The sequence below is a fragment of the Pannonibacter sp. Q-1 genome, assembly GCF_054073275.1.
This window is the reverse complement of sequence record NZ_JBSXNB010000001.1, coordinates 75,055-94,436: the sequence shown is the minus strand read 5'-3', so window position 1 is coordinate 94,436 and position 19,382 is coordinate 75,055. Positions and strand designations below refer to the sequence as shown.

At 62.5% G+C, this 19,382-nt stretch carries 17 protein-coding genes; 7 read left to right on the top strand and 10 right to left on the bottom strand.

The window, feature by feature from the left end; translation table 11 throughout:
• Positions 1 to 7: 7 nt before the first annotated feature.
• Positions 8 to 664, bottom strand: a complete 657-nt coding sequence (locus ACVNHC_RS00435) for a hypothetical protein (RefSeq protein ID WP_122519587.1) — start codon at positions 662 to 664, stop codon at positions 8 to 10.
• Positions 665 to 1,064: 400 nt separating this feature from the next.
• On the opposite strand from ACVNHC_RS00435, the gene ACVNHC_RS00430 reads away from it, so the two are divergent.
• Positions 1,065 to 1,439 (top strand): hypothetical protein, encoded by a 375-nt coding sequence (locus ACVNHC_RS00430; protein ID WP_163001220.1) that lies wholly within the window; start codon positions 1,065 to 1,067, stop codon positions 1,437 to 1,439.
• Between the two features lie 283 nt (positions 1,440 to 1,722).
• Here the strand turns inward: ACVNHC_RS00430 and ACVNHC_RS00425 are convergent, their stop codons facing one another.
• Complete coding sequence (locus ACVNHC_RS00425; protein ID WP_050471029.1) at positions 1,723 to 2,304, bottom strand: transglutaminase-like cysteine peptidase; 582 nt, start codon at positions 2,302 to 2,304, stop codon at positions 1,723 to 1,725.
• 320 nt (positions 2,305 to 2,624) lie between these two features.
• Between ACVNHC_RS00425 and ACVNHC_RS00420 the strand changes: the two genes are divergently transcribed.
• The 3 genes from ACVNHC_RS00420 (at position 2,625) to ACVNHC_RS00410 (ending at position 5,214) form a co-directional block, all read left to right on the top strand.
• On the top strand, positions 2,625 to 2,900 hold the full coding sequence (locus ACVNHC_RS00420) for a hypothetical protein (protein WP_457166149.1): 276 nt from the start codon (positions 2,625 to 2,627) through the stop codon (positions 2,898 to 2,900).
• A 178-nt stretch (positions 2,901 to 3,078) separates the two neighbouring features.
• Positions 3,079 to 3,888, top strand: coding sequence for a 3'(2'),5'-bisphosphate nucleotidase CysQ (gene cysQ / locus ACVNHC_RS00415; RefSeq protein ID WP_209004791.1), 810 nt, complete (start codon positions 3,079 to 3,081; stop codon positions 3,886 to 3,888).
• Between the two features lie 18 nt (positions 3,889 to 3,906).
• Positions 3,907 to 5,214 carry a UDP-glucose dehydrogenase family protein gene (locus ACVNHC_RS00410; protein WP_019962851.1) on the top strand — a complete coding sequence of 436 codons (1,308 nt, stop codon included), beginning with the start codon at positions 3,907 to 3,909 and terminating at the stop codon, positions 5,212 to 5,214.
• A gap of 178 nt (positions 5,215 to 5,392) precedes the next feature.
• Here ACVNHC_RS00410 and ACVNHC_RS00405 read toward each other — a convergent pair whose 3' ends face one another.
• From ACVNHC_RS00405 to ACVNHC_RS00395, 3 genes are all read right to left on the bottom strand, one after another.
• Entirely contained in the window at positions 5,393 to 6,577 is a 1,185-nt protein-coding gene (locus tag ACVNHC_RS00405; RefSeq protein ID WP_457166148.1) for an OmpA family protein, read from the bottom strand.
• 81 nt (positions 6,578 to 6,658) lie between these two features.
• Entirely contained in the window at positions 6,659 to 7,144 is a 486-nt protein-coding gene (locus ACVNHC_RS00400; protein ID WP_058900423.1) for a YbaK/EbsC family protein, read from the bottom strand.
• Between the two features lie 231 nt (positions 7,145 to 7,375).
• Complete coding sequence (locus ACVNHC_RS00395) at positions 7,376 to 8,524, bottom strand: NAD(P)/FAD-dependent oxidoreductase (protein ID WP_457166147.1); 1,149 nt, start codon at positions 8,522 to 8,524, stop codon at positions 7,376 to 7,378.
• Positions 8,525 to 8,673: 149 nt separating this feature from the next.
• Here ACVNHC_RS00395 and mnmD point away from each other — a divergent pair, with 149 nt between their 5' ends.
• Positions 8,674 to 9,420 (top strand): tRNA (5-methylaminomethyl-2-thiouridine)(34)-methyltransferase MnmD, encoded by a 747-nt coding sequence (gene mnmD, locus ACVNHC_RS00390; RefSeq protein ID WP_457166146.1) that lies wholly within the window; start codon positions 8,674 to 8,676, stop codon positions 9,418 to 9,420.
• A 70-nt stretch (positions 9,421 to 9,490) separates the two neighbouring features.
• On the opposite strand, the gene ACVNHC_RS00385 is transcribed toward mnmD, so the two are convergent.
• Positions 9,491 to 10,975: an autotransporter outer membrane beta-barrel domain-containing protein gene (locus ACVNHC_RS00385; protein WP_122519596.1), complete on the bottom strand. Its 1,485-nt coding sequence runs from the start codon at positions 10,973 to 10,975 to the stop codon at positions 9,491 to 9,493.
• Between the two features lie 141 nt (positions 10,976 to 11,116).
• Complete coding sequence (locus tag ACVNHC_RS00380; RefSeq protein WP_457166145.1) at positions 11,117 to 11,353, bottom strand: hypothetical protein; 237 nt, start codon at positions 11,351 to 11,353, stop codon at positions 11,117 to 11,119.
• A gap of 35 nt (positions 11,354 to 11,388) precedes the next feature.
• On the opposite strand from ACVNHC_RS00380, the gene ACVNHC_RS00375 reads away from it, so the two are divergent.
• Positions 11,389 to 11,919 carry a hypothetical protein gene (locus ACVNHC_RS00375; RefSeq protein ID WP_457166144.1) on the top strand — a complete coding sequence of 177 codons (531 nt, stop codon included), beginning with the start codon at positions 11,389 to 11,391 and terminating at the stop codon, positions 11,917 to 11,919.
• A 355-nt stretch (positions 11,920 to 12,274) separates the two neighbouring features.
• Here the strand turns inward: ACVNHC_RS00375 and ACVNHC_RS00370 are convergent, their stop codons facing one another.
• From ACVNHC_RS00370 to ACVNHC_RS00360, 3 genes are all read right to left on the bottom strand, one after another.
• Complete coding sequence (locus ACVNHC_RS00370; RefSeq protein WP_122519597.1) at positions 12,275 to 13,033, bottom strand: SDR family oxidoreductase; 759 nt, start codon at positions 13,031 to 13,033, stop codon at positions 12,275 to 12,277.
• A 129-nt stretch (positions 13,034 to 13,162) separates the two neighbouring features.
• Positions 13,163 to 15,673 (bottom strand): cation:proton antiporter, encoded by a 2,511-nt coding sequence (locus tag ACVNHC_RS00365; protein WP_050471039.1) that lies wholly within the window; start codon positions 15,671 to 15,673, stop codon positions 13,163 to 13,165.
• An 81-nt stretch (positions 15,674 to 15,754) separates the two neighbouring features.
• Complete coding sequence (locus ACVNHC_RS00360; protein ID WP_122519598.1) at positions 15,755 to 16,696, bottom strand: DMT family transporter; 942 nt, start codon at positions 16,694 to 16,696, stop codon at positions 15,755 to 15,757.
• 339 nt (positions 16,697 to 17,035) lie between these two features.
• On the opposite strand from ACVNHC_RS00360, the gene ACVNHC_RS00355 reads away from it, so the two are divergent.
• Entirely contained in the window at positions 17,036 to 19,198 is a 2,163-nt protein-coding gene (locus ACVNHC_RS00355; protein ID WP_457166143.1) for a malate synthase G, read from the top strand.
• Positions 19,199 to 19,382 lie beyond the last annotated feature (184 nt).

Below are 19,382 nucleotides of genomic sequence, written 5' to 3'. Positions count from 1 at the left end.
GACCGCGTCAGGCGCCCTGACGCGACAGGGCGCGTAGCTGCCGCAAGAATTGCGTCTTTGGCTCATTCGGCAAGCTGTCGATTATACCGATCAGCGCCTGACCGTTTTCACCGTTCTGCTGGTAGAGTTCCGCAAGGCGGGCCGGACCGTTGCGTGACATCGCCAGCAATGTCACATCAGGCACAAGGATGGTCCGTCCCTCCTCACCCATCGCCGAAAGTCTCGGCAGCAGAAAGCGGATGCGTGAAACGGCGAGCCAGCCTTCTCCCGCCGAAGCCTCCTGGGAGCGCCGGATCGCCGCCGCCGCCGCTGCCCGATCTCCAAGCACGTCCTGTGCCTTTGCCTGAATGAGCCATGCCACGCCGCTGGCAGGCGAGCCGCCTGTCACTTCCCGTGCAAGGGCAAGGCAGTTGCGCGCTCCGGCCTCCCGCTGCTCCTGAGGAAGAAGACGGGCATAAACGGAGGACAGGGCTTCGTCGCAGTCCCGCATCAGCAGCTTGTTCGAGTAGGTCGACAAGCTGGCCCGGGCCCCGCCATCATAAAGCGGCTGCAGCCGTTCGGCCTGATTGCCCGACCGGGTGAAGAAGGCGCTGCTTTCGCCGATGACCGCATCCAGCCCGGCAAGGGCGAGGCCGAGACCGGCGATGCAGCCGGCAAGCGCCAAACGCGCCGGCCGGCGCCCGGTTGGGAAATTTCCTTTACGAGACTTCAAGGCTAAAGTTGCTCTGCTTTGTTGCCTGCAGTGCCTGCAGGACGTGAACACAAACCCATCCTGATGCGTCTGACACGGCAAAATCTGTCATTGGCATCACGTTATTGCGTATTACACCAAAATTCTAAATAGATGCGGAAGGGTGGCGGAGGGCAGTGTCCCCAGAAAGTGCCGCCAGCCGGACTTTCCTTCGCGGAAAACGGCAGGTAACCATGATCCTTGCATGGGTTAACGGAATCTTTAAAAACTGATGACAAGTTTTGAAAGGTATGGCATACAAGAGTCCGAGATTGCCGGACTTTACGGCATGCGCTCCGTTGCGTAATGAAATTTATAGTTTAGGAGACACAAAATGGCTCTTTTGAAGATGGTTCAGGTTGCTGCCGCAGCCGCAATGATCGCAGGTGTTTCTGTTCCGGCGCATGCTCAGCAGGCGTTGACTGTCGAGGCAGTCGTTGCAGGCTGCGCGTCCGGCAGTGATTGTGCCGCGCTCGTCAATTCGTACCTCGCCAGTGTGCCGGCTGCCCGCCGTGTCGCCGCGATCGCCAATCTCGGAGCGCGCCTTGCAGAAATTCCGGGTGCCGGCGCAAACGTGGCCCGCGGCATTCAGGCCGCCGCCGCATACAGCCCGGATGCCGGTCAGCGCACCCAGCTTGCAAACCTCGCCAGCACCCTCAGCGCAGACGCCGGTGGCCTTGACATTGAGACAGCTGCCAGCGAAAGCTGATGCTGCTGCCGGACCTCGTCAGGCTTGATGCGAATTCCTGCCGCTTTGCGGTAGACTAAAAGGCGCGCCATTTGGCGCGCTTTTCTTTTGTTTGGCACGCCTTTTCCTCATTCGGCCTCACACCGCTGCGTGCAGCGGGAGGGCGGGGGATCGCAAGCAGCCCGCGAGAGAGAACATGCATGATCTCCCGCAGCACCATTTGGAAAAAAAGCGCCGCCTGAGGCGGAGCCAGGCGGCGCTTTGGCACTTCAGGGCACAATGCGTTTGTGTCGCATGTCCCGTGTCAGAGGCGTTCCCACTTCAGCGGGTCGGCAGAGGCAAGACCGATCCAGCGGTAGTTCGTCTGTTCGCGGGTGAGGACTTCATCCTTGGTGTTGTCGAGAACGAGGTCGCCCTTGGTGGTGCGGACCACCAGAACAGCATGCCCTTCGCCCTTGCGTGTCTTCACGACGGCCATGCGCAGTGCTCCGGCAGGAACGCCCATGCGGATCAGGCGGCTGCGCTTGGTCAGGGCAAAATCCTCACAGTCGCCGGCTGCGCCGCCAACCTTCCAGATATCGCGCTCGTCCTGCTTCCACTTCATTGAGCGGTTCACGGACAGGTTCACCCGTTCGATCTTGGCGGCAAGGGCGGCCGAGTAGGGAACAGACGTTGCGCCCTTGGACTTCCGGCACTCGGCACTGTTGCGCAGGCAGAAGATCTGATAGGCCAGCGGCGCGCGAACAGTGTTCTTCGGCTCGATGCGCGAGATTTCCGGGTCTCCGAGCGTGCGGGCACCGCCAAACCAGCTGGCTTGTGCCGGTTGATATGCGGTTGCGCTGAGAAAAAGCGCCGCGGCCGCCGCTGCAAGTACTTTCTTGAACATGACCTTTTCCCATCTTCGAATGGTGGAAGCAGCAGCCATCGGCTTGAGACCTTACGGCGCATGACTTTCCCTTGATCCTGTTCCGTTGATACAGCGCCTCCTCCTGAAACCATTTTAAATGGATCGGGACAATTTTATCGAAGTGCTCTTTTTCTGGCGCTTGAAGAGAAGTGTGGCGGGGCCGTGGAGCCGCAACGGAAGTTCAAGCCTTGTTAATGATTTCCAGTCTATGAATCGAATTGCTCAAATGCCGAGGATCTCCACCGGGCGGCAGTGCCCACGGAGACTGGCATCGGCAGTCGACCGGCGTGGAGTTTGCGATGACTGGAACCCTTGTTCTGAGCCTTCTCGGTGGCGGGATCTATTGCATTGTTGCCGGATTTTTCCTGACATTCTCCTTTGCCGAACTGGTTGAAACCCGTAACTCCTCCCGCTTCTCCGCCGCACTTGCCGTGGTTTCCGCGCTGTTCTGGCCTATTGCGCTTGTGGTGGCGACGCTGGCAGCGCTGATGATGCGGCCGAAGGCTGGCCCCGTCCTTGGCCAGCAGGCGCGTACAAGGGCTGCAACCCAGCCCGCAGAACGTCTCGCGGCCTGAGAGCTTTCAGCGAAGCCGCTGATTTCATTCGCAACTTCTGCTGCCAATTTCCGCTCGCGCTCCACTGCTTTCCTCTGTATGAGAAGAGCAGTGTAAAGCGTGGGGATCTGCTGTGACAGAGCTTGGCCATATGGCTGCGGCGAGTGAAGCTGCCATCGACTGCAAACCTCTGATCAGCATGGCGCTGGAGGCGGGGCGGGCTATCCTCGCTATTTATACCGGTGATCATGACGCGGCCGAGAAAAAGGACGGATCGCCCGTGACCCTGGCTGACCAGGCGGCTGAAGCGGTCATCCTGAAGGGCCTTGCGGATGCCTGCCCGGACATTCCGGTTATTGCGGAGGAGGCAGTTTCGGCCGGGCATGTGCCGGCTGCTGCAAGCCGTTATTTTCTCGTCGACCCGCTTGACGGAACCCGCGAGTTCATCAGCCGCAACGGCGAATTCACGGTCAATATTGCACTGATCGACCGGGGTGTTCCGGTGGCCGGCGTCGTCTATGCTCCGGCCTCAGGCGAAATCTACTGGACCGGCGGTGCGGATGCCCGCATGGCCAGGGTCAGCCCTGACGCGCTGGAGGCGGGGGACGGTGTGCCGGTCCATGTTCGCCCCGCGCCGGAGGGGGGCTTGACGGTGCTGGCCAGCCGTTCCCATGCCTGCGCGCGCACCAAGCAGCTGATTGAGCAACTGCCCGTCTCGGATGTCACGTCTGCGGGATCTTCATTGAAATTGTGCCTGGTGGCGGCAGGACGCGCGGATGTCTATCCGCGCCTGTCGCCGACCATGCAATGGGATATTGCTGCCGGTCACGCGGTTCTGCGTGCAGCCGGCGGAAGGGTTTTGTCTCTGACCCCGGGCGGGGCAGAGGCCACGGAACTCGCGTACCACGCTCCCGCCTCCCGGGATGGCAGCGGGCTCGAGAATTCCGCTTTCATCGCGATCGGCGATCCGGAGCTTGCTCCGGTGGTTCTGAAAGCAAGTCATATTTGATTAAATGAGGTTACCGCCATGCGCGTGACAATGATTGGGACTGGGTATGTCGGGCTTGTTTCCGGCACCTGCTTTGCGGATTTCGGTCATACGGTCATTTGCGTCGACAAGGACGCCAGCAAGATTGACGCCCTGAACAAGGGACAGATCCCGATCTATGAGCCGGGCTTGGCTGAACTTGTTGCCAAGAACGTGCGCGAAGAGCGCCTGTCCTTCACCACCGATGCGGCAGACGCCATTGCCGGTGCCGATGCGGTGTTCATCGCCGTGGGCACGCCGTCGCGCCGTGGCGATGGCCATGCGGACCTGAGCTATGTCTATGGCGCGGCCGAAGAGATCGCCGCCGCCATCAAGGATTTCACGGTGGTGGTCACCAAGTCCACCGTTCCGGTGGGCACCGGTGACGAGGTGGAGGACATCATCCGCCGCGTCAATCCGGCAGCTGACTTTGCGGTTGTGTCCAACCCGGAGTTCCTGCGCGAAGGCGCGGCCATCGAGGACTTCAAGCGTCCGGACCGTATCGTCGTCGGCACGGATGATCCGCGTGCCGTCGAGGTGATGCGCGAACTGTACCGCCCGCTTTATCTCAACGAAACGCCGATCCTGGTGACGCGCCGCCGCACGTCCGAACTGATCAAATATGCCGCCAACGCCTTCCTCGCCGTGAAGATCACCTTCATCAACGAGATGGCCGACCTTTGCGAGAAGGTGGGTGCCAACGTTCAGGAAGTGTCGCGCGGCATCGGCCTCGACAACCGCATCGGCTCCAAGTTCCTGCATGCAGGTCCCGGCTATGGCGGCTCCTGCTTCCCGAAGGACACGCTGGCCCTGTCCAAGATCGGCCACGAGGCCGGGTCTCCGGTGCAGATCGTCGATACGGTGATCAAGGTCAATGATGACCGCAAGCTGGCCATGGCCGACAAGGTGATCCGTCATCTGGGCGGTGACATCGCCGGCAAGACGGTGGCCGTGCTTGGCCTTGCCTTCAAGCCGAACACCGACGACATGCGCGAGGCGCCGTCCATTCCGATCATCAAGCGCCTGCAGGAAGCCGGTGCCACGATCCGCGCCTTCGACCCGGTGAGCATGCACGAGGCGTCCAAGTCCATGACGGACGTGATGTTCTGCGACGGCCCGTATCATGCGGTCGAGAATGCCGATGCGGTGGTGATCATCACGGAATGGGACCAGTTCCGTGCGCTGGATCTCAACCGGCTGAAGTCGATCATGCGCACGCCGAACGTCATCGACCTGCGCAACATCTACCGTATGGAAGACATGACCCAGCGCGGCTTCAACTACGTCAGTGTTGGCCGCAGCTACTGATATCTGTCAGGTCTCATGAAACAGCAATGCCCCGGCGATGAGCCGGGGCATTTTCCGTTTCGCGGGGGATTTGACTCATACCAATTCTCGATGAGCTTGACTCATCGAGAATTGGTTAAGCCCGTGCGGCGCTTGAGCATCTTCAAGGCGTGATGCGTCAGCATCGAAAGCCTTGGTATCAGTTTCCGTCCATGACCTCTACGGTGACGCGGCGGTTGAGCGCGCCGGTGCGGCCGAAGCGGCGGGTTTCGCCGCCGGTGACAATGGTGATGCGGTCCGCGCTGGCGCCCTGTTCCTTCAGGAAGTCTGCCACGGCCTGCGCACGCACATGGGCCAGGGCCTCGTTCATCTTGCGCGGCCCGGCCACACTGCTGAAGCCGGTCACCTCCAGCTTGCAGCCCTCTTTTGCACTCAGCTCCGCCACCGTCTTCAGCGGCAGATGCGCTTCGCCGGGCAGGTCCGAGCGGTTGAGCGGGAAGCCGGTCACATCAACGCGCTTGGGCGCGCATTTGGCTTTCGGGCTCGGCGTTGCCGTATTGGTCGATGCCTTGGACTTCGGCGCATTCGGCACCTTTTCACCAGCGGCAGGCACGGCAGTTTCCGGCGCAGAGGCCTGAGGAGCGGCCGGGGCGTCAGGAACGGCCGGGGACGTGGACGGCGCGGCAGTGGCGTCAGCCTGTGCTTCCGGAGCCTTGTCCGCGGGAACAGGCTCGGCCGGAGGCTGGGTCCCCTGTATTTGCGCGTCCGGTGTTTGCGTCTCTTGTGTTTGCGCGTCCGCGACCGGAGGCACCGCACCTTCGGAAGGCGTGTTTTCCCCGGCCTGTGCAGAGGCCGGCAGCCAGCCGGTTGCCGGCGGCTCGATCACGGCAATACTGGAATTGTTGCTAAGCCGGGCGCCGCGCGGTCCGGTGGCGTTGTCCTTGGGCTGAGCCTTGTCGAGCACCTTGATGTCTTGCGCTGGAACCTTCACGCTGCCGATTTCCGCCGACAGCACGTAGAGGTTCCGGTCCATCGCCGTGCCTGCGCCGCCCCATTTGTCATTGGTGAAGTGGACGGAGAAGGGCTGGTTCTTTTCAAGATCGGCAGAATCGACGGTGAAAGTGACTGCCTTCTGATGATCCTGCCAGTCCGTCAGCTTCGAGAGCGGTCCGTCTGTGGATGTATCGATTGCGTTTTCAACAGTGCCCTTGGCTATTTCCTGATCACCATATCGGATTTCGTAGGCAGGCGGGCCGTCGAATGCCTCGCCGGCCAGAGTGAATGTAACGTTGATGCTCCCGGCATTTGCCGGGAAAACGAACAGGGAAACGCCGGCAAGTGAGATGGCGGCGAGCCGGGCAAGAGAATAACGGGTTGAAATCATCTGGTCCGCTCCGCGAATAGAAATCTGGAGCGGCATTAAGGCCAGAGAATGCGGCGGCAAGATGAAGCCGCAGGACGGCGTTCAGGCGTCCTGCGTGGCGGCTTCCGGCTCCCGGCAGACATCCACCCAGATGGCATCCGTCAGTTCGGCCATGCGCTCCGGGGTGATGCAGACGGCAGCATTGACGGCACCGGCCGCCGGATAGACCACATCAAAGGCCTTCAGCGAAATATCGCAGTGGACCTTCAGCGGCTGGACGAGGCCGAAGGGGCAGACACCGCCGACCGGGTGGCCGGTGATCTCTTCCACCACATCCAGCCCCAGCATCTTCACCTTGCTGCCAAAGGCGGCCTTGGCCTTCTTGTTGTCGAGGCGGGCATCGCCGCGTGTGACCAGAAGGATCGTCTCGTCCCCCACGGCAATGGAAAGTGTTTTGGCGATCTGCGCCGGTTCCACGCCAAGGGCAGCTGCAGCTTCCACAACGGTGGCGGTGCTGGCGTCCTTCACCATCACCTCGATATCCGGTGCCTTGCTGGCAAAGAAGGCGCGCACGCTTTCAAGGCTCATAGTCTTCCCCTGCAACTCTGGTGATGATCTGCGTACCGAACCGTTCGGTTCGTTTCTGGGAGAGTAGTGACCGGTTGGCGGGCTGTCCAGCCCCTCACCTCACATGTGCAGCGTCCCTGCGTCCCTAGGAATGGAAGCCTCTCCTGAGCGGGAGGCGAATGTCAGCGCCCTCCCGGGGCTTTGCCGGATGGGCATAGGGAGGCCGGAATGTCAGCATCAACAACCATGCGGTCAGGCAAAGTGGGCGCTGGCGTGGAAGGTCGGGGGCAGGGGGTGCTCAGGTTCCTTGCCGCAAAGCTCGGCGGCAAGGGCGGCGCCAACAAGGTGGGCGATGCCAAAGCTGATCTTGAAGCCGCCGGTGGCGGCAAAGATGCCGTCAAAGCCGGGGATGCGGCCAACCAGCGGATCACGGCCAAACGGCTTTGGCCGCACGCCGGCCCAGGTCTCCACAAGCTCACGGCCAGCAAGAGCGGGGCAGAAACGGATGGCACGGGCGAGCAGGGCCGCGGCGGGGCCCGCCTCCGCTTCGGTGTCCGTACGGCCGGCAATCGCGGTGCTGCCGATGGCAACGGTGCCGTCCCCGTGGGGGACAACGTAGAGGCCGTCGCAGTAGACGGCGGGCATGGTGGAAAGCTCCGGGGCGGCAACGCGCAGGGCCTGTCCCTTCTCGCCCTCGCCAAGCGGCTTGCCGGTCAGCGCCTCCAGCATGGCAAAGCTGGAAAAGCCCTGCGCCAGAACGATGGCACCGGCGCTGAGGGTCTCACCATCCGCGAGGGTGATGGAAGGGGCGCTGCCGCTGACACTGGCAACGGGCGCGCCGGTGAAGAGGCGCCCGCGCGCGGAACAGGCCTGCGCCAGCGCCTGAAGATAGCGGCGGGGGCTGATGCGCGCGGCCAGCGTCTCGCGGACAACGCCAAAGGGGGCGGCCTCGGGGGCAAGCCAGGCAGCGTGCTCCCCCGCCTCCTCGATCTCGTAGGCAAAGCCGGTAACAGGCGTATTCCAGTGCGTCCGCGCCTCAGCCGCCCGGGCATGGTGGTGCGCGAGAAGATCCGCCGTGGTGATGGGAAGAACCCGGCCGCAGCGGCGGTAGCCGGTCTCAAGGCCCGTCTCGCCCTCAAGCCGGGCAATGTGCCCCTCAAGACCGGCAAGGGCCTCAAACTGAAAGGCCTTCTTGGCGTTCCAGCGGGCGGGCATATGCGGCATCAGCGCGCCAAGAACGCCCCCACTGGCGCCTGACCCCACCTGAGCTGCTTCCACCAGCGTGACCGACAGACCGGCCTCTGCCGCAGCTCTTGCGGTGGACAGACCGAAGACGCCAGCACCGATGACCAGAACATCCGGTGCCCCCTGAAGGATGGCGGGGCTGGGCTGCTGGGTCATGCGGGGCGTCCTTGGCTTGTGCTGATGGCGCGGGCAGAAGGATGGATTGGCTTTGACATCTCGTCCGGAAGTGATGCAATCCAAGGCAACTGTCACGATCCGATCAGTAGCGCATGACACAGGCAGGGCAAGAGGATTTGAGGGCTGTATTGCCGCAGGCAGGCACAGCGCCGGAGCTGGAATGGCTGGAAGACGGAGTGCCCCGTGCCGGGCGCTTCGGCGACACCTATTTCTCCCGCGCGGGCGGTCTGGCCGAGACGGGCCATGTGTTCCACGCCGGAAACGGCCTGCCGCAGCGCATGGCGGGGCGTCAAGGCTTCAGCATCGGCGAGCTTGGCTTCGGCACCGGGCTGAACCTTCTGGCAACGCTGAAGCTGATCCGGACACTGGAGGCGCCGCCGCAGCTGACCTTTCTGTCCTTCGAGGCTTATCCCCTGACGCTGGCGCAGCTGGAGCGGGCGCATGCGGCCTTTCCCGATGTGGCCGGGGAGGCGGCTGAGCTGCGCGCGGCGCTTGCCGGCATGGCTTCAGATGACGGCGCCCTGACGCCGGGCTGGCATCTGGCGGCGATGGACGGGGCGCGCCTGTGGCTTGGCATTGGTGACGCGCGCAGCTTGCTGCCCGAGCTGACATCGGGACAGGGGCCTGAGGGGCTTTTGTCGGCGCTGCCGGTCGAGGCGTGGTTCCTCGATGGCTTCTCCCCGGCGAAGAACCCGGAGCTCTGGAGCCCGGAGCTGATGGCGGCTGTGCATGGCCTGACGGCACCGGGCGGCACCTTTGCCACCTATAGTGCAGCCGGATGGGTGCGGCGAAATCTTGAGGCAGCGGGCTTCGAGGTGGAGCGCATCAAGGGCTTTGCGGGCAAGCGGCAGATGATGCGCGGCATGCGGCGCTGAGCGCCTCCTGCCAAGACTTTCGATGCGGATGCATTGCGCCTTGAAATGGTTCAAGCGCCGCAGGGGGGTATCAGAAGCCGATGGAGAGGCGCCCCGTGGCGCTCCAGCTCTGGCTGCTGGCGCCGATGTCGGACACCTGGCCGCCCAGATTGAGGCTGGCCCCCCGGCGGCCTGTAAAGTTGACGCCGAGGCTGGCGCTGGTGAGGGCAGACCAGGCTCCGGCCACCATTGGCTCGGTATTCGGTTGGCTGAGATCCAGCGCCTGCGAGTAACGCAGGTTGGCATAGACGCCTGCATAGGGAGAGGCCTTGATATAGGGGGTGAGTGTCTGGGTGATGCTGGCCCGTGCGCCGAGGGTCGTGCGCCCCAGAAACACATCCATCGCCTCCATTGAGGTACCGTTGCTGGCCGTGAAGCTGCCGTGCCGCTCATAGGCGCCGTAGAAGCGCGCTTCCGGAGAAAGGGTAACGGGACCAAATGTCTGACGGCCTGTCAGGCCGGCACCCACGAGATAGCGTGAGCCGGAGAAATTGCCGCCAATGTCATCGGAGCGGCCCTTGTAGGTGAGACCCGACCATGCGGCCATGGTGGTGAGCGTCAGCGCCGGGGTCAGGCGCCAGCCGGAATAGCTGCCAAGGGTGGTGCCTTCGCCGATGAGGCCGGATTTTGCGGAGCTGTAACCGTAATCGAAGCGCTCGGACCCGGCCATTACCCCAAGAATTGTATCCGGTGCCACCCGGTATCCGACGCCCGACAGGGCATTGATCTGACTGCCGGTGCTTTCCGGGCCGCCGCTCAGCCAGCTGCCGCGTACGGTGGCCCAGGCGGTCCACGGGCGCTGCACCGGCACGGGCTGGCGGGTGGCGGCAAGTGCCAGCTTTTCATCCATCCGCAGCTTGCGGAAGAGCTCCCGGTTGCGCGCCGCATTCTCCTTGGCGGCGATGCCTTCGCCAAGGTTGAGGGTGATATAGCCTGGGGCTGCCGCGAAGAACTTTCCCCCGCCGAAGCCGGCGCCGATGCTTCCGCTCACCACATCGCTCATGGTGCTGGCCGAGGCAGCGAGAGCGGAGAGAGAGGCCCGCCCCTGTGCCTCCCGGAAACTCCGGATGCTGGCAGCTTCCGGGCTCAAGGGGCCTGTCTCTCGCGATGGAACGCAGGCGGCGGTAACCGTGACCGTGTCGAAATAAAGCCCTTCAGTCCGAAACTGCAGCGTCAATGCACTGTTTGCCCGCTCAATGGTGCGGGTGATCGTCATCGCACCGGAGGGAGCGGCGGATCTGGGCGCTTCGCCGGTTTCGGACAGGGTGTAGCGATAGGGCGTGCCGCTGTTCGGCGTGAAGGTGATGGTCACTGTGTCCCCAGTGCCGAAGCCGGTTGCCGTCCGCTCGATCTGATTGAGATTGCCGGACATGGCGTTGAAATGCCCGGCGTTGATCTCAAGGCAGCCTTGCGAGACTGCCTGTGCATTGGCCGGTGCCTCTCCTGCCAGCAGCAGCACCACGGCCGGAAGCAGACCGTACCGCAGGCGCCGGTAGCTGTAGAGCGGGTGAGGCACGGGGCTGGCTCCGTGAATTCCTAAATCAAAAACAAGGTCTTCGCCTTGCCGAAAACTGGCAAAGCTGCGTTACCTGAAAAGATGGACTGTCTGTTTGGTGTTTATGTGGCGATTTTGCAGAAAAAATGTTGCAAGTAATTTTCAAATAAATGGAAGTTTATTAGATGGGGCGTTTTTAGGATATTGCTTGTCCTGTTCGCTCAGGGAAACGCCAGATATTGCGGCGGCGCATTGCCTTAGCATCTCCGATGCCAATTGCAGGGGGAACAGATTCTTTCCTGATCTGACAGATCGCCGTTGCGCCGTCCCATCAAACGGGACAGTCCCATTGTTGATCTTGTTCACCATCTTGTCGCGGCGGCGAAGTTCCATCAGCATGATGCAAACAGCCGCGCGTTGAACGGAAGTTCGAATTGACACATGTCGTAATCATCAATGGTCCAGCCGGGGTGGGGAAAACCTCTGTTTCCTTGAAGCTGGCAGGAATGCTCCCAGGGACGATAAATATTTCGGGCGATGCCATTCGATGGTTTGCGCCACCTGATGCTGGACAATACCTAGGCCCTGGCTCGACCTACCGCGCCGGGGCATCTTTGACGTCGGCATACTTAGGAATGGGAGCACCGCGAATAATTTTCGAGTACGTCTTTGATGCTGCGGAAAAAATCTCGAGATTTTGCCGATGGCTTCCTCCGGACACTCCGGTTTACCTCTTTACGATCTGGGCACCTATTGAAGCCGTGATCGAAAGAGAAGCCACGCGCGAAGGTCGAGAACCATTGGGAGATCTTACGATTCAGACTTACCGTGCCTTCGAACGTAATCTCAGATCCCTTGGATGCATGGTTCAAAACACCATCTCTCCGGAAGTCGCCGCTTCCGAGATTTTCACAAAAATCACCGAAACAGAAGGAAGACCGGCTGCTAGATTTGTCCGCAGTTAGCCCCTGGAGTTCTCGGAAAGGTCCCATTTTAATTTTTTCTAAGAACCCGCTATCTGCTGCTCCGCCCACCATGGCTTCAGTGATGTTTGAATCTCCGCGTGATCCGTCTCTGCTACTCCGGCTGCAGGCCATGGTGGCTTGTCATTCCGCCAACGCGTTGGAAACAGGGCGATCATGGGCGCGCGATAGGGGCAAGAGGTTTAAGAAAGTCTCGCACGAAGGCTAGGTGTGGATACCACCTGTGCGAACGGGATAAGTAATTTCAGCTCTCTGTGAGAAGTGGCCTGCACAAGACTGAAAAATACAAATGCCGCCGGAAGGTCCGGCGGCATCTGCGTCAGATGTTGGAAGAAAATCAGCCGCGGCCGATGAAGGGCATATTTGTGGCCATCACGGTCATGAACTGGACATTGGCCTCCAGCGGCAGGCTGGCCATATGCAGCACGGAACTTGCGACATGGGCGACGTCCATCACCGGTTCCGGGGCGATGGTGCCATTGGCCTGCGGCACGCCTTTCTGCATCACTTCCGTCATGTCCGAGGCGGCGTTGCCGATGTCGATCTGGCCGCAGGCGATGGAGAAGGGCCGCCCGTCGAGCGAAAGGGTGCGGGTAAGGCCGGTGATGGCATGCTTGGACGCGGTGTAGGCAACAGAACCCGGACGCGGCACGGCGGCGGAGATGGAGCCGTTGTTGATGATGCGCCCGCCCTGCGGCGACTGGCGGCGCATCATGCCGAAGGCGCCACGGGCGATGAGGAAAGCGCCGTAGACGTTCACGTCCAGCACTTTGCGGAAGTCCTCCGGCTTCATGTCGTCGATCAGCGTCGAGGGCAGGCTGATGCCGGCGTTGTTGAACACCACGTCCAGACGGCCGAACCGCTCGCCCAGACGGGCAAAGAGACCATCGGTGAAGCTTTCGGTGCTCACGTCTCCGGCCAGGATCAGGGCCTTGTCAGCGGCAGCACCCGAGCGGGCGAGCGTGTCCGCCAAGGCATCCTCCCGGCGGCCGGTGAGAACCACATTCGCGCCGGCCTTCAGGAAGGCAATGGCGGTGGCACGGCCAATGCCGGAGCTTGCGCCGGTGACGAGAACGGTCTTGCCGGTGAAATCCATGAAACATCTCCCATACGGCCACAAGCCTGTGCGGCCATGTTGTCTGACAACTCCGGCTGCAAGCTAGCCCGCAGGCCCGCCCTCCGGCAAGACCGGAAGGCGGCAAAAGTGTTCTGCAACAAGGGAAAGCTATTCCGGCGTGGCAAGCGCTGCCGCATCTGCCTGGTTCATGCCGAGGCGGACCTGGGCCAGATGCTCCACGTGGGCGCGCAGATCCGCCGAACGCTTCATCAAAGCGCGGAAATCGGTGGCCGAGAGCACCAGCAGATTGCAATAGCCAAGGGCGACCACATCGGCACTGCGCGGCTGGCCGGTCAAAAGGGCGATTTCGCCCACCACGTCACCACGCCCGACAGCATGGGTGCCGAAGGCAGTCCGCACCTCTGCCGCTCCCGACGAGATGAAATAGGCTGCGTCACCTTTTTCGCCCTTGCGGATGATGTACTCGCCGGGCGTTGCAAAGCGCGGGCGCATCAGCCGGACGATTTCCTCACGCTCGGCATCCTTCAGCCCGGAGAAGAACGGGTTCTGGGCAACGAGATCGCGCGTCTTCAGTCCAAGGTCCAGACGCGGGCGGCCGCCGCCCGTGGTGCGGCGCTGGGCCAGCTCGTGCTTGAGGTCGTTGTAAAGCTCGGTGCCGATCAGCGTCTGGGTATAGGCGTCGGAATAGGCCGCCTCCTCGAAACGCTGGCCGGTGCGGCGCAGGAAGTCCAGCTCCAGCGCATCGGCATAATCGGGATATTGCAGGCGCATGGCATCCAGCCCCTGGACGATGTCCTCGCGGCGGATGTCGAGGGTTTCGTGCAGGATCGACGCCACGCGGTCGCCCAGGAGCGGCTTGATGCGGTTGCTGTTGAACTCGATCAATTCGTTCAGGACGATGCGGGTCAGCAGCAGCCGCTCGAAACGATCAGCCACGACGATGCGCAGCGGCAGGTCGATCTTCAGCCAGCGCTGGGTCCACTGGGCGAGGCGGAACAGCTTGCCGAAAGAGACGATCCGCCGGGCCGAGCGGTTGTAGCCGGTCCGGCCCTTGGTGCGTGCCTGATCGGCGATCCGGCCGACAAGAGCCAGATGGCTGGTGATGGTACGGTTGGAAACCGTGCCTTCGCGGAAATGGCGCAGCACCAGAACACGCTCGCGGTCGGCAAGGGCGATGAGGCCCAGCAGCACGCGTTCACGGTCCATGATGTCTTCGGCAAAGGCATTGATTTCCGCCGCTTCCGCCGAACGCGCCGCATAGTCATCGCTGACCTTGCGGGCGATGGCATCCGAAATGGAATAGGCGTGCGCGGCCTCGTCCACCTCGTCCCGCACATCCGAAAGGGCAAGCGCCTGGAACTGGTGCCGCAGCGCCTGATCCAGCGGCGACAGGGTGTTGAGTTTCAGGATCTTGATCAGCGGCTTCAGCGTGGTGCCGTAGATCAGCAGGGTGAAGAGCACGAAGCTGGTCGCCAGAACGGCCACGAAGCGCTGCACATCATCCGGCAGGGTCCGGTGCTCGGTGATGGACAGGGCAAGGATCAGCGTCACCGCGCCGCGCATGCCGCCCCAGAGAATGACGGTCTTGTAGCGTGTATTGACCGGTTCGCTGAGTTTCATCACCTCAAGCAGTGGCATGATCCCGAATATCACCACGGCGCGTGCGGCAAGGGCGGCAACGATGAGGACGACCAGCAGCAGGGCGTCCAGCATGCGGAAGCCTGTCAGCAACTCGGGGATCAGGATCGAGGCAAGCACGAAGATGAGGGAACTGGCCCAGAAGGCGATCTGCTCCCACACATCATGCAGATAGGACCAGGCATCCGGTGTGATGCGGGCCGGGCCGTAGAGATTGAAGACGATGCCGCTGGCGACCACGGCGACAACGGCCGAAACATCCGCCAGCTGCTCGCTGACCACGTAGACGAGATAGGGCAGGGCGACGGAGAAGGTGACCTGCGCCAGCTTGTTCTCCCGCATCATCGGCAGGAGGGCCACCGCTCCGCGCCCCGCAACGAGGCCCAGAAGGATGCCGCCGATGAAGGAGCGGAAGAAGGTGACGACAGCTGCCATCGGCTCGGGGGTCTGCGCACCGGTCAGCATGCCCAGCAGAATGACGAAGAGCACGATGGCGGCGGCGTCATTCAGCAGGCTTTCGCCTTCAACGAGGCGTCCGAGGCGCCCCGGAGCGCCGATGTCGCGGAAGATGGAGACAACGGCCACGGGGTCTGTGGTGGCGACGATGGCACCCAGCAGCAGGCAGGCCACCAGGGAAACGCCCGCCAGCGGGAACAATGCAAAGCCGATGATCGCGGTGGCCACCAGCACGGCGATGACTGCCAGCAGCAGGATCGGAACCCAGTCTTCCAGGATCCGCCGCACGTCCAGCGTCAGCGTCGTCTGGAAGAGCAGCAGCGGCAGGAAAATGTAGAGCACCGTCTCGGAATCGATCGGCGGATCGACGAAGACATAGGCCAGCGCGTTGAAGGTGTCGGTCCGCGGCGTATAGAGCAGATAGGCCGCGAGAACGCCGATCATGGCGCCCACCGCGGCAATGAGAACGCTGGGCGCAAGGTCAAGCCGCCGCGCCAGAGGCTGCAGCAGGGCAATGACAACAAGGAGGCTGGCGAAGGCCGCGATGACGACAGGAGTGTGCATGTGCCTATCTTGGCGGGCGATGTGGCAAAATGTGGTTAAAATTCTCTGCCAAGCTGCTTTGAAAGCAGTTTTTTTATGTGCTTAGCCCTCACCTGACGCAGAGGCGGCCTCCGGTGCCTTCCGCCGCTCGGACAGCCAGATGCCGGTGAACACCAGACCCAGCGCAAGGGCGTGGTAGAGGTGGAAAGGCTCGCTCAGGATCAGCACGGCCAGAATGGCGCCGAAGATGGGCACCAGATTGATGAAGATGCCCGCCCGCGCCGGGCCGATCAGTTCCACGCCGCGCATGAAGAAGATCTGCGACAGGAAGGACGGAAAGATGGCGATGAACAGCACGATCAGCCAGCCCTTGGGCGTCGGCCACAGGGCATTTCCGGCCATCACCTCATAGATCACCGGCGGAACGGAGGCGGCGGCGGAAATGAGTGCCATGACGCCGAAGAAGATGGCGCCCGGCACGAGCGGACGGTTGCGTAGGGCGAGCGTGTAGCCTGCATAAAAGACGCAGGCGATCAGCATAATGCCGTCGCCCATGTTGATCTCCAGTGCCGCCAGATTGCTCAGATCCCCCTTGGCCGCCACCAGAGCGACGCCCGTCATGGTGACAAAGATCCCGGCAACCTGCAGCGCCACCACCCGCGTGCCGAAGGCAATCACTGCGCCGATGAGCACAAGGGCGGGCATGGCGCCCTGGATGATGCCGAGATTGACTGCTGAGGTCGAATGGGCGGCAATGTAGAACAGCATGTTGAAGCCCACGAAGCCGAAGAGGGCCATCAGCGTCAGATGCAGGAAATAGGGGCGCATCTGCGGCCAGTGGGCGGTGATGCCCTTGCGCATGGTCACAAGCACAATGCTGCCGACGATGGCCCACCGCAGGAACACGATCACCATCGGTGACACTTCGCCAATCGCCATTTTGCCTGCCACCGAATTGCCGCCCCAGGCCAGTGTCGCCAGCATCAGCATGAGAACGGGACGGTCATAGGCGCTCCGCAGGAGGCGTGAAAGCGGCTGTATCATGATGGCTCCATGACGGACGCCCCCGAAAGGAGGCTCCGGCGCCTGCAGGCGCTTCTGGCTGGAAGGTCGGACGTTGCGCGGTGTGCCCAAAGAAGTTGCACGGCTGATCCACCGCTGGCAAGCGGCCCTACCTGAAAATTCCTCTCTGCCTTGCATCTGCATCAGGTCCGGCTCCCTTTGAGAAAGGGAGCCGGGAGATTTGATTTGTTCCCTCAGGGAAAAGGTCATGTGGGATTTCGTTGGATTGACGCAAAGCCTGCTCGCGGAGAGAGTGCGGGCATGATGCGGCGGTATCTGCCGCGAGAGGTGTTTGCACAGCGCAGTTGCCGGGAGCTGGACATGACGGAACGGATTGAAATCGATGGCCTGAAGATTGCGCGCGCGCTTCATGACTTCGTGAATGATCAGGCCCTGCCGGGTACTGGCATCAGTCCGCAGGTGTTCTGGAGCGGCTTTGCGAAGATCCTGGCGGATCTGGCGCCGGTGAACCGGGCCCTCCTTGAAAAGCGCGACGGGCTGCAGGCCGCCATTGATGCCTGGCACCGGGCCAATCCGGGCGCGCCGGACATGGAGGCCTACAAGGCTTTCCTGACGGAGCTTGGCTATCTGGTGCCGGAAGGCGCGGATTTTGCGGTTGGCACGCAGAATGTGGACCCGGAAATCGGCGAAGTCGCCGGGCCGCAGCTCGTGGTGCCGGTAATGAATGCGCGCTATGCGCTGAATGCGGCTAATGCCCGCTGGGGCTCGCTCTATGATGCGCTGTATGGCACCGACGCCATGGGCACGCCACCGGCAGGCGGTGGCTATGACGAAGCGCGCGGGGCGCAGGTGATTGCCTATGCCCGCAAGGTGCTGGATGAGGCGGCGCCTCTGGCCGAAGGCTCCTGGTCGCAGGTGACCGGGCTTGCCGTTGAAGGCGGGGCGCTGGTCTGTTCGCTCATGTCCGGCAAGACCGGGCTTGCCGCGCCGGAGCAGTTCGCCGGTTACACGGGCGGGGCTCAGGATCCGGAGAAGGTGCTGCTGCGCCGCAACGGCCTGCATCTGGAAATCCTGCGGGACCGCACCCACCGGATCGGCGCCACGGACAAGGCGGGCATCGCCGATGTCGTGGTGGAGGCGGCGCTGTCCACCATCATGGACTGCGAGGATTCCGTTGCCGCTGTGGATGCGGAAGACAAGGTGACGGTCTATGCCAACTGGCTGGGCCTGATGAAGGGCGATCTGGAAGACACGTTCGAGAAGGGCGGGCGTCAGATGACCCGCCGCCTCAACGGCGACCGGACCTATCTGTCGCCGCGAGGAGACACCTTCACGCTGCATGGCCGCTCGCTGATGCTGGTGCGCAATGTCGGGCACCTGATGACCATCGATGCGGTGCTGGATGCGGAGGGCAACGAGGTGCCGGAAGGCATTCTCGACGGCATGGTGACGGCGGCCATCGCGCTGCATGACATCGGGCCGAAGGGCCGGCGCGCCAACAGCCGGGCGGGCTCGGTCTATATCGTCAAGCCGAAGATGCACGGGCCGGAAGAGGTGGCCTTTGCCGATACGCTGTTTGCGCGCATCGAGGACGTGCTGGGCATGGCCCGCAACACGCTGAAGATGGGCATCATGGACGAGGAGCGCCGCACTACGGTGAACCTGAAGGAGTGCATCCGCGCTGCGAAGGACCGGGTGTTCTTCATCAACACCGGTTTCCTCGACCGTACGGGCGACGAGATGCACACCTCGATGGAGGCCGGGCCGATGATCCGCAAGGGCGACATGAAGGCCGCCGCATGGATCTCGGCCTATGAAGCCAACAACGTGGATGTGGGCCTTGCCTGCGGGTTGCCGGGCCATGCGCAGATCGGCAAGGGCATGTGGGCCATGCCGGACCTGATGAAGGCGATGATCGAGCAGAAGATCGGCCACCCGATGGCTGGGGCCAACACCGCCTGGGTGCCGTCGCCCACGGCCGCGGCGCTGCATGCGCTGCATTACCACAAGGTCAGCGTTGCCGCCCGCCAGCAGGAGCTGAAGAGCCGCCCGAAGGCGAAGCTGGAAGACATTCTCTCCATTCCGGTGGCCACCCGGCCGAACTGGAGCGCGGAAGACATCCAGGCCGAACTCGCCAACAATGCCCAGGGCATCCTTGGCTATGTGGTGCGCTGGGTGGATCAGGGCATCGGCTGCTCCAAGGTGCCGGATATTCACAACGTGGGGCTGATGGAGGACCGGGCGACGCTGCGCATTTCCTCGCAGCATATCGCCAACTGGCTGCGCCATGGCGTCTGCTCACGCGAACAGGTGATGGAAACCATGAAGCGCATGGCTGCTGTGGTGGACCGGCAGAACGCCGGTGATCCGGCCTATCAGCCGATGGCCGCAGATTTCGACGGCTCCGTCGCGTTCCAGGCGGCCTGCGATCTGGTGTTCAAGGGCGTTGAGCAGCCCAATGGCTACACCGAGCCTGTGCTGCACGCCCGCCGCCGCGAGGCCAAGGCCCGCCAGCGCGGCTGAGACCGGCAGCATGGGAAAAGCAGGAGGCGCAGGCAGCGGTTGCCTGCGCCTTTTCTCATGGGGGTGAAGCCGCTGAAATGAGCTGTGATTCTCGATACTTGTTCGTCCATCCCGTAAGCGTGTAGGGCGGTTGTACCGTTTTGGTGCGTCTTTGGACGTTTTCATCAAACATTGTAAGACTTTG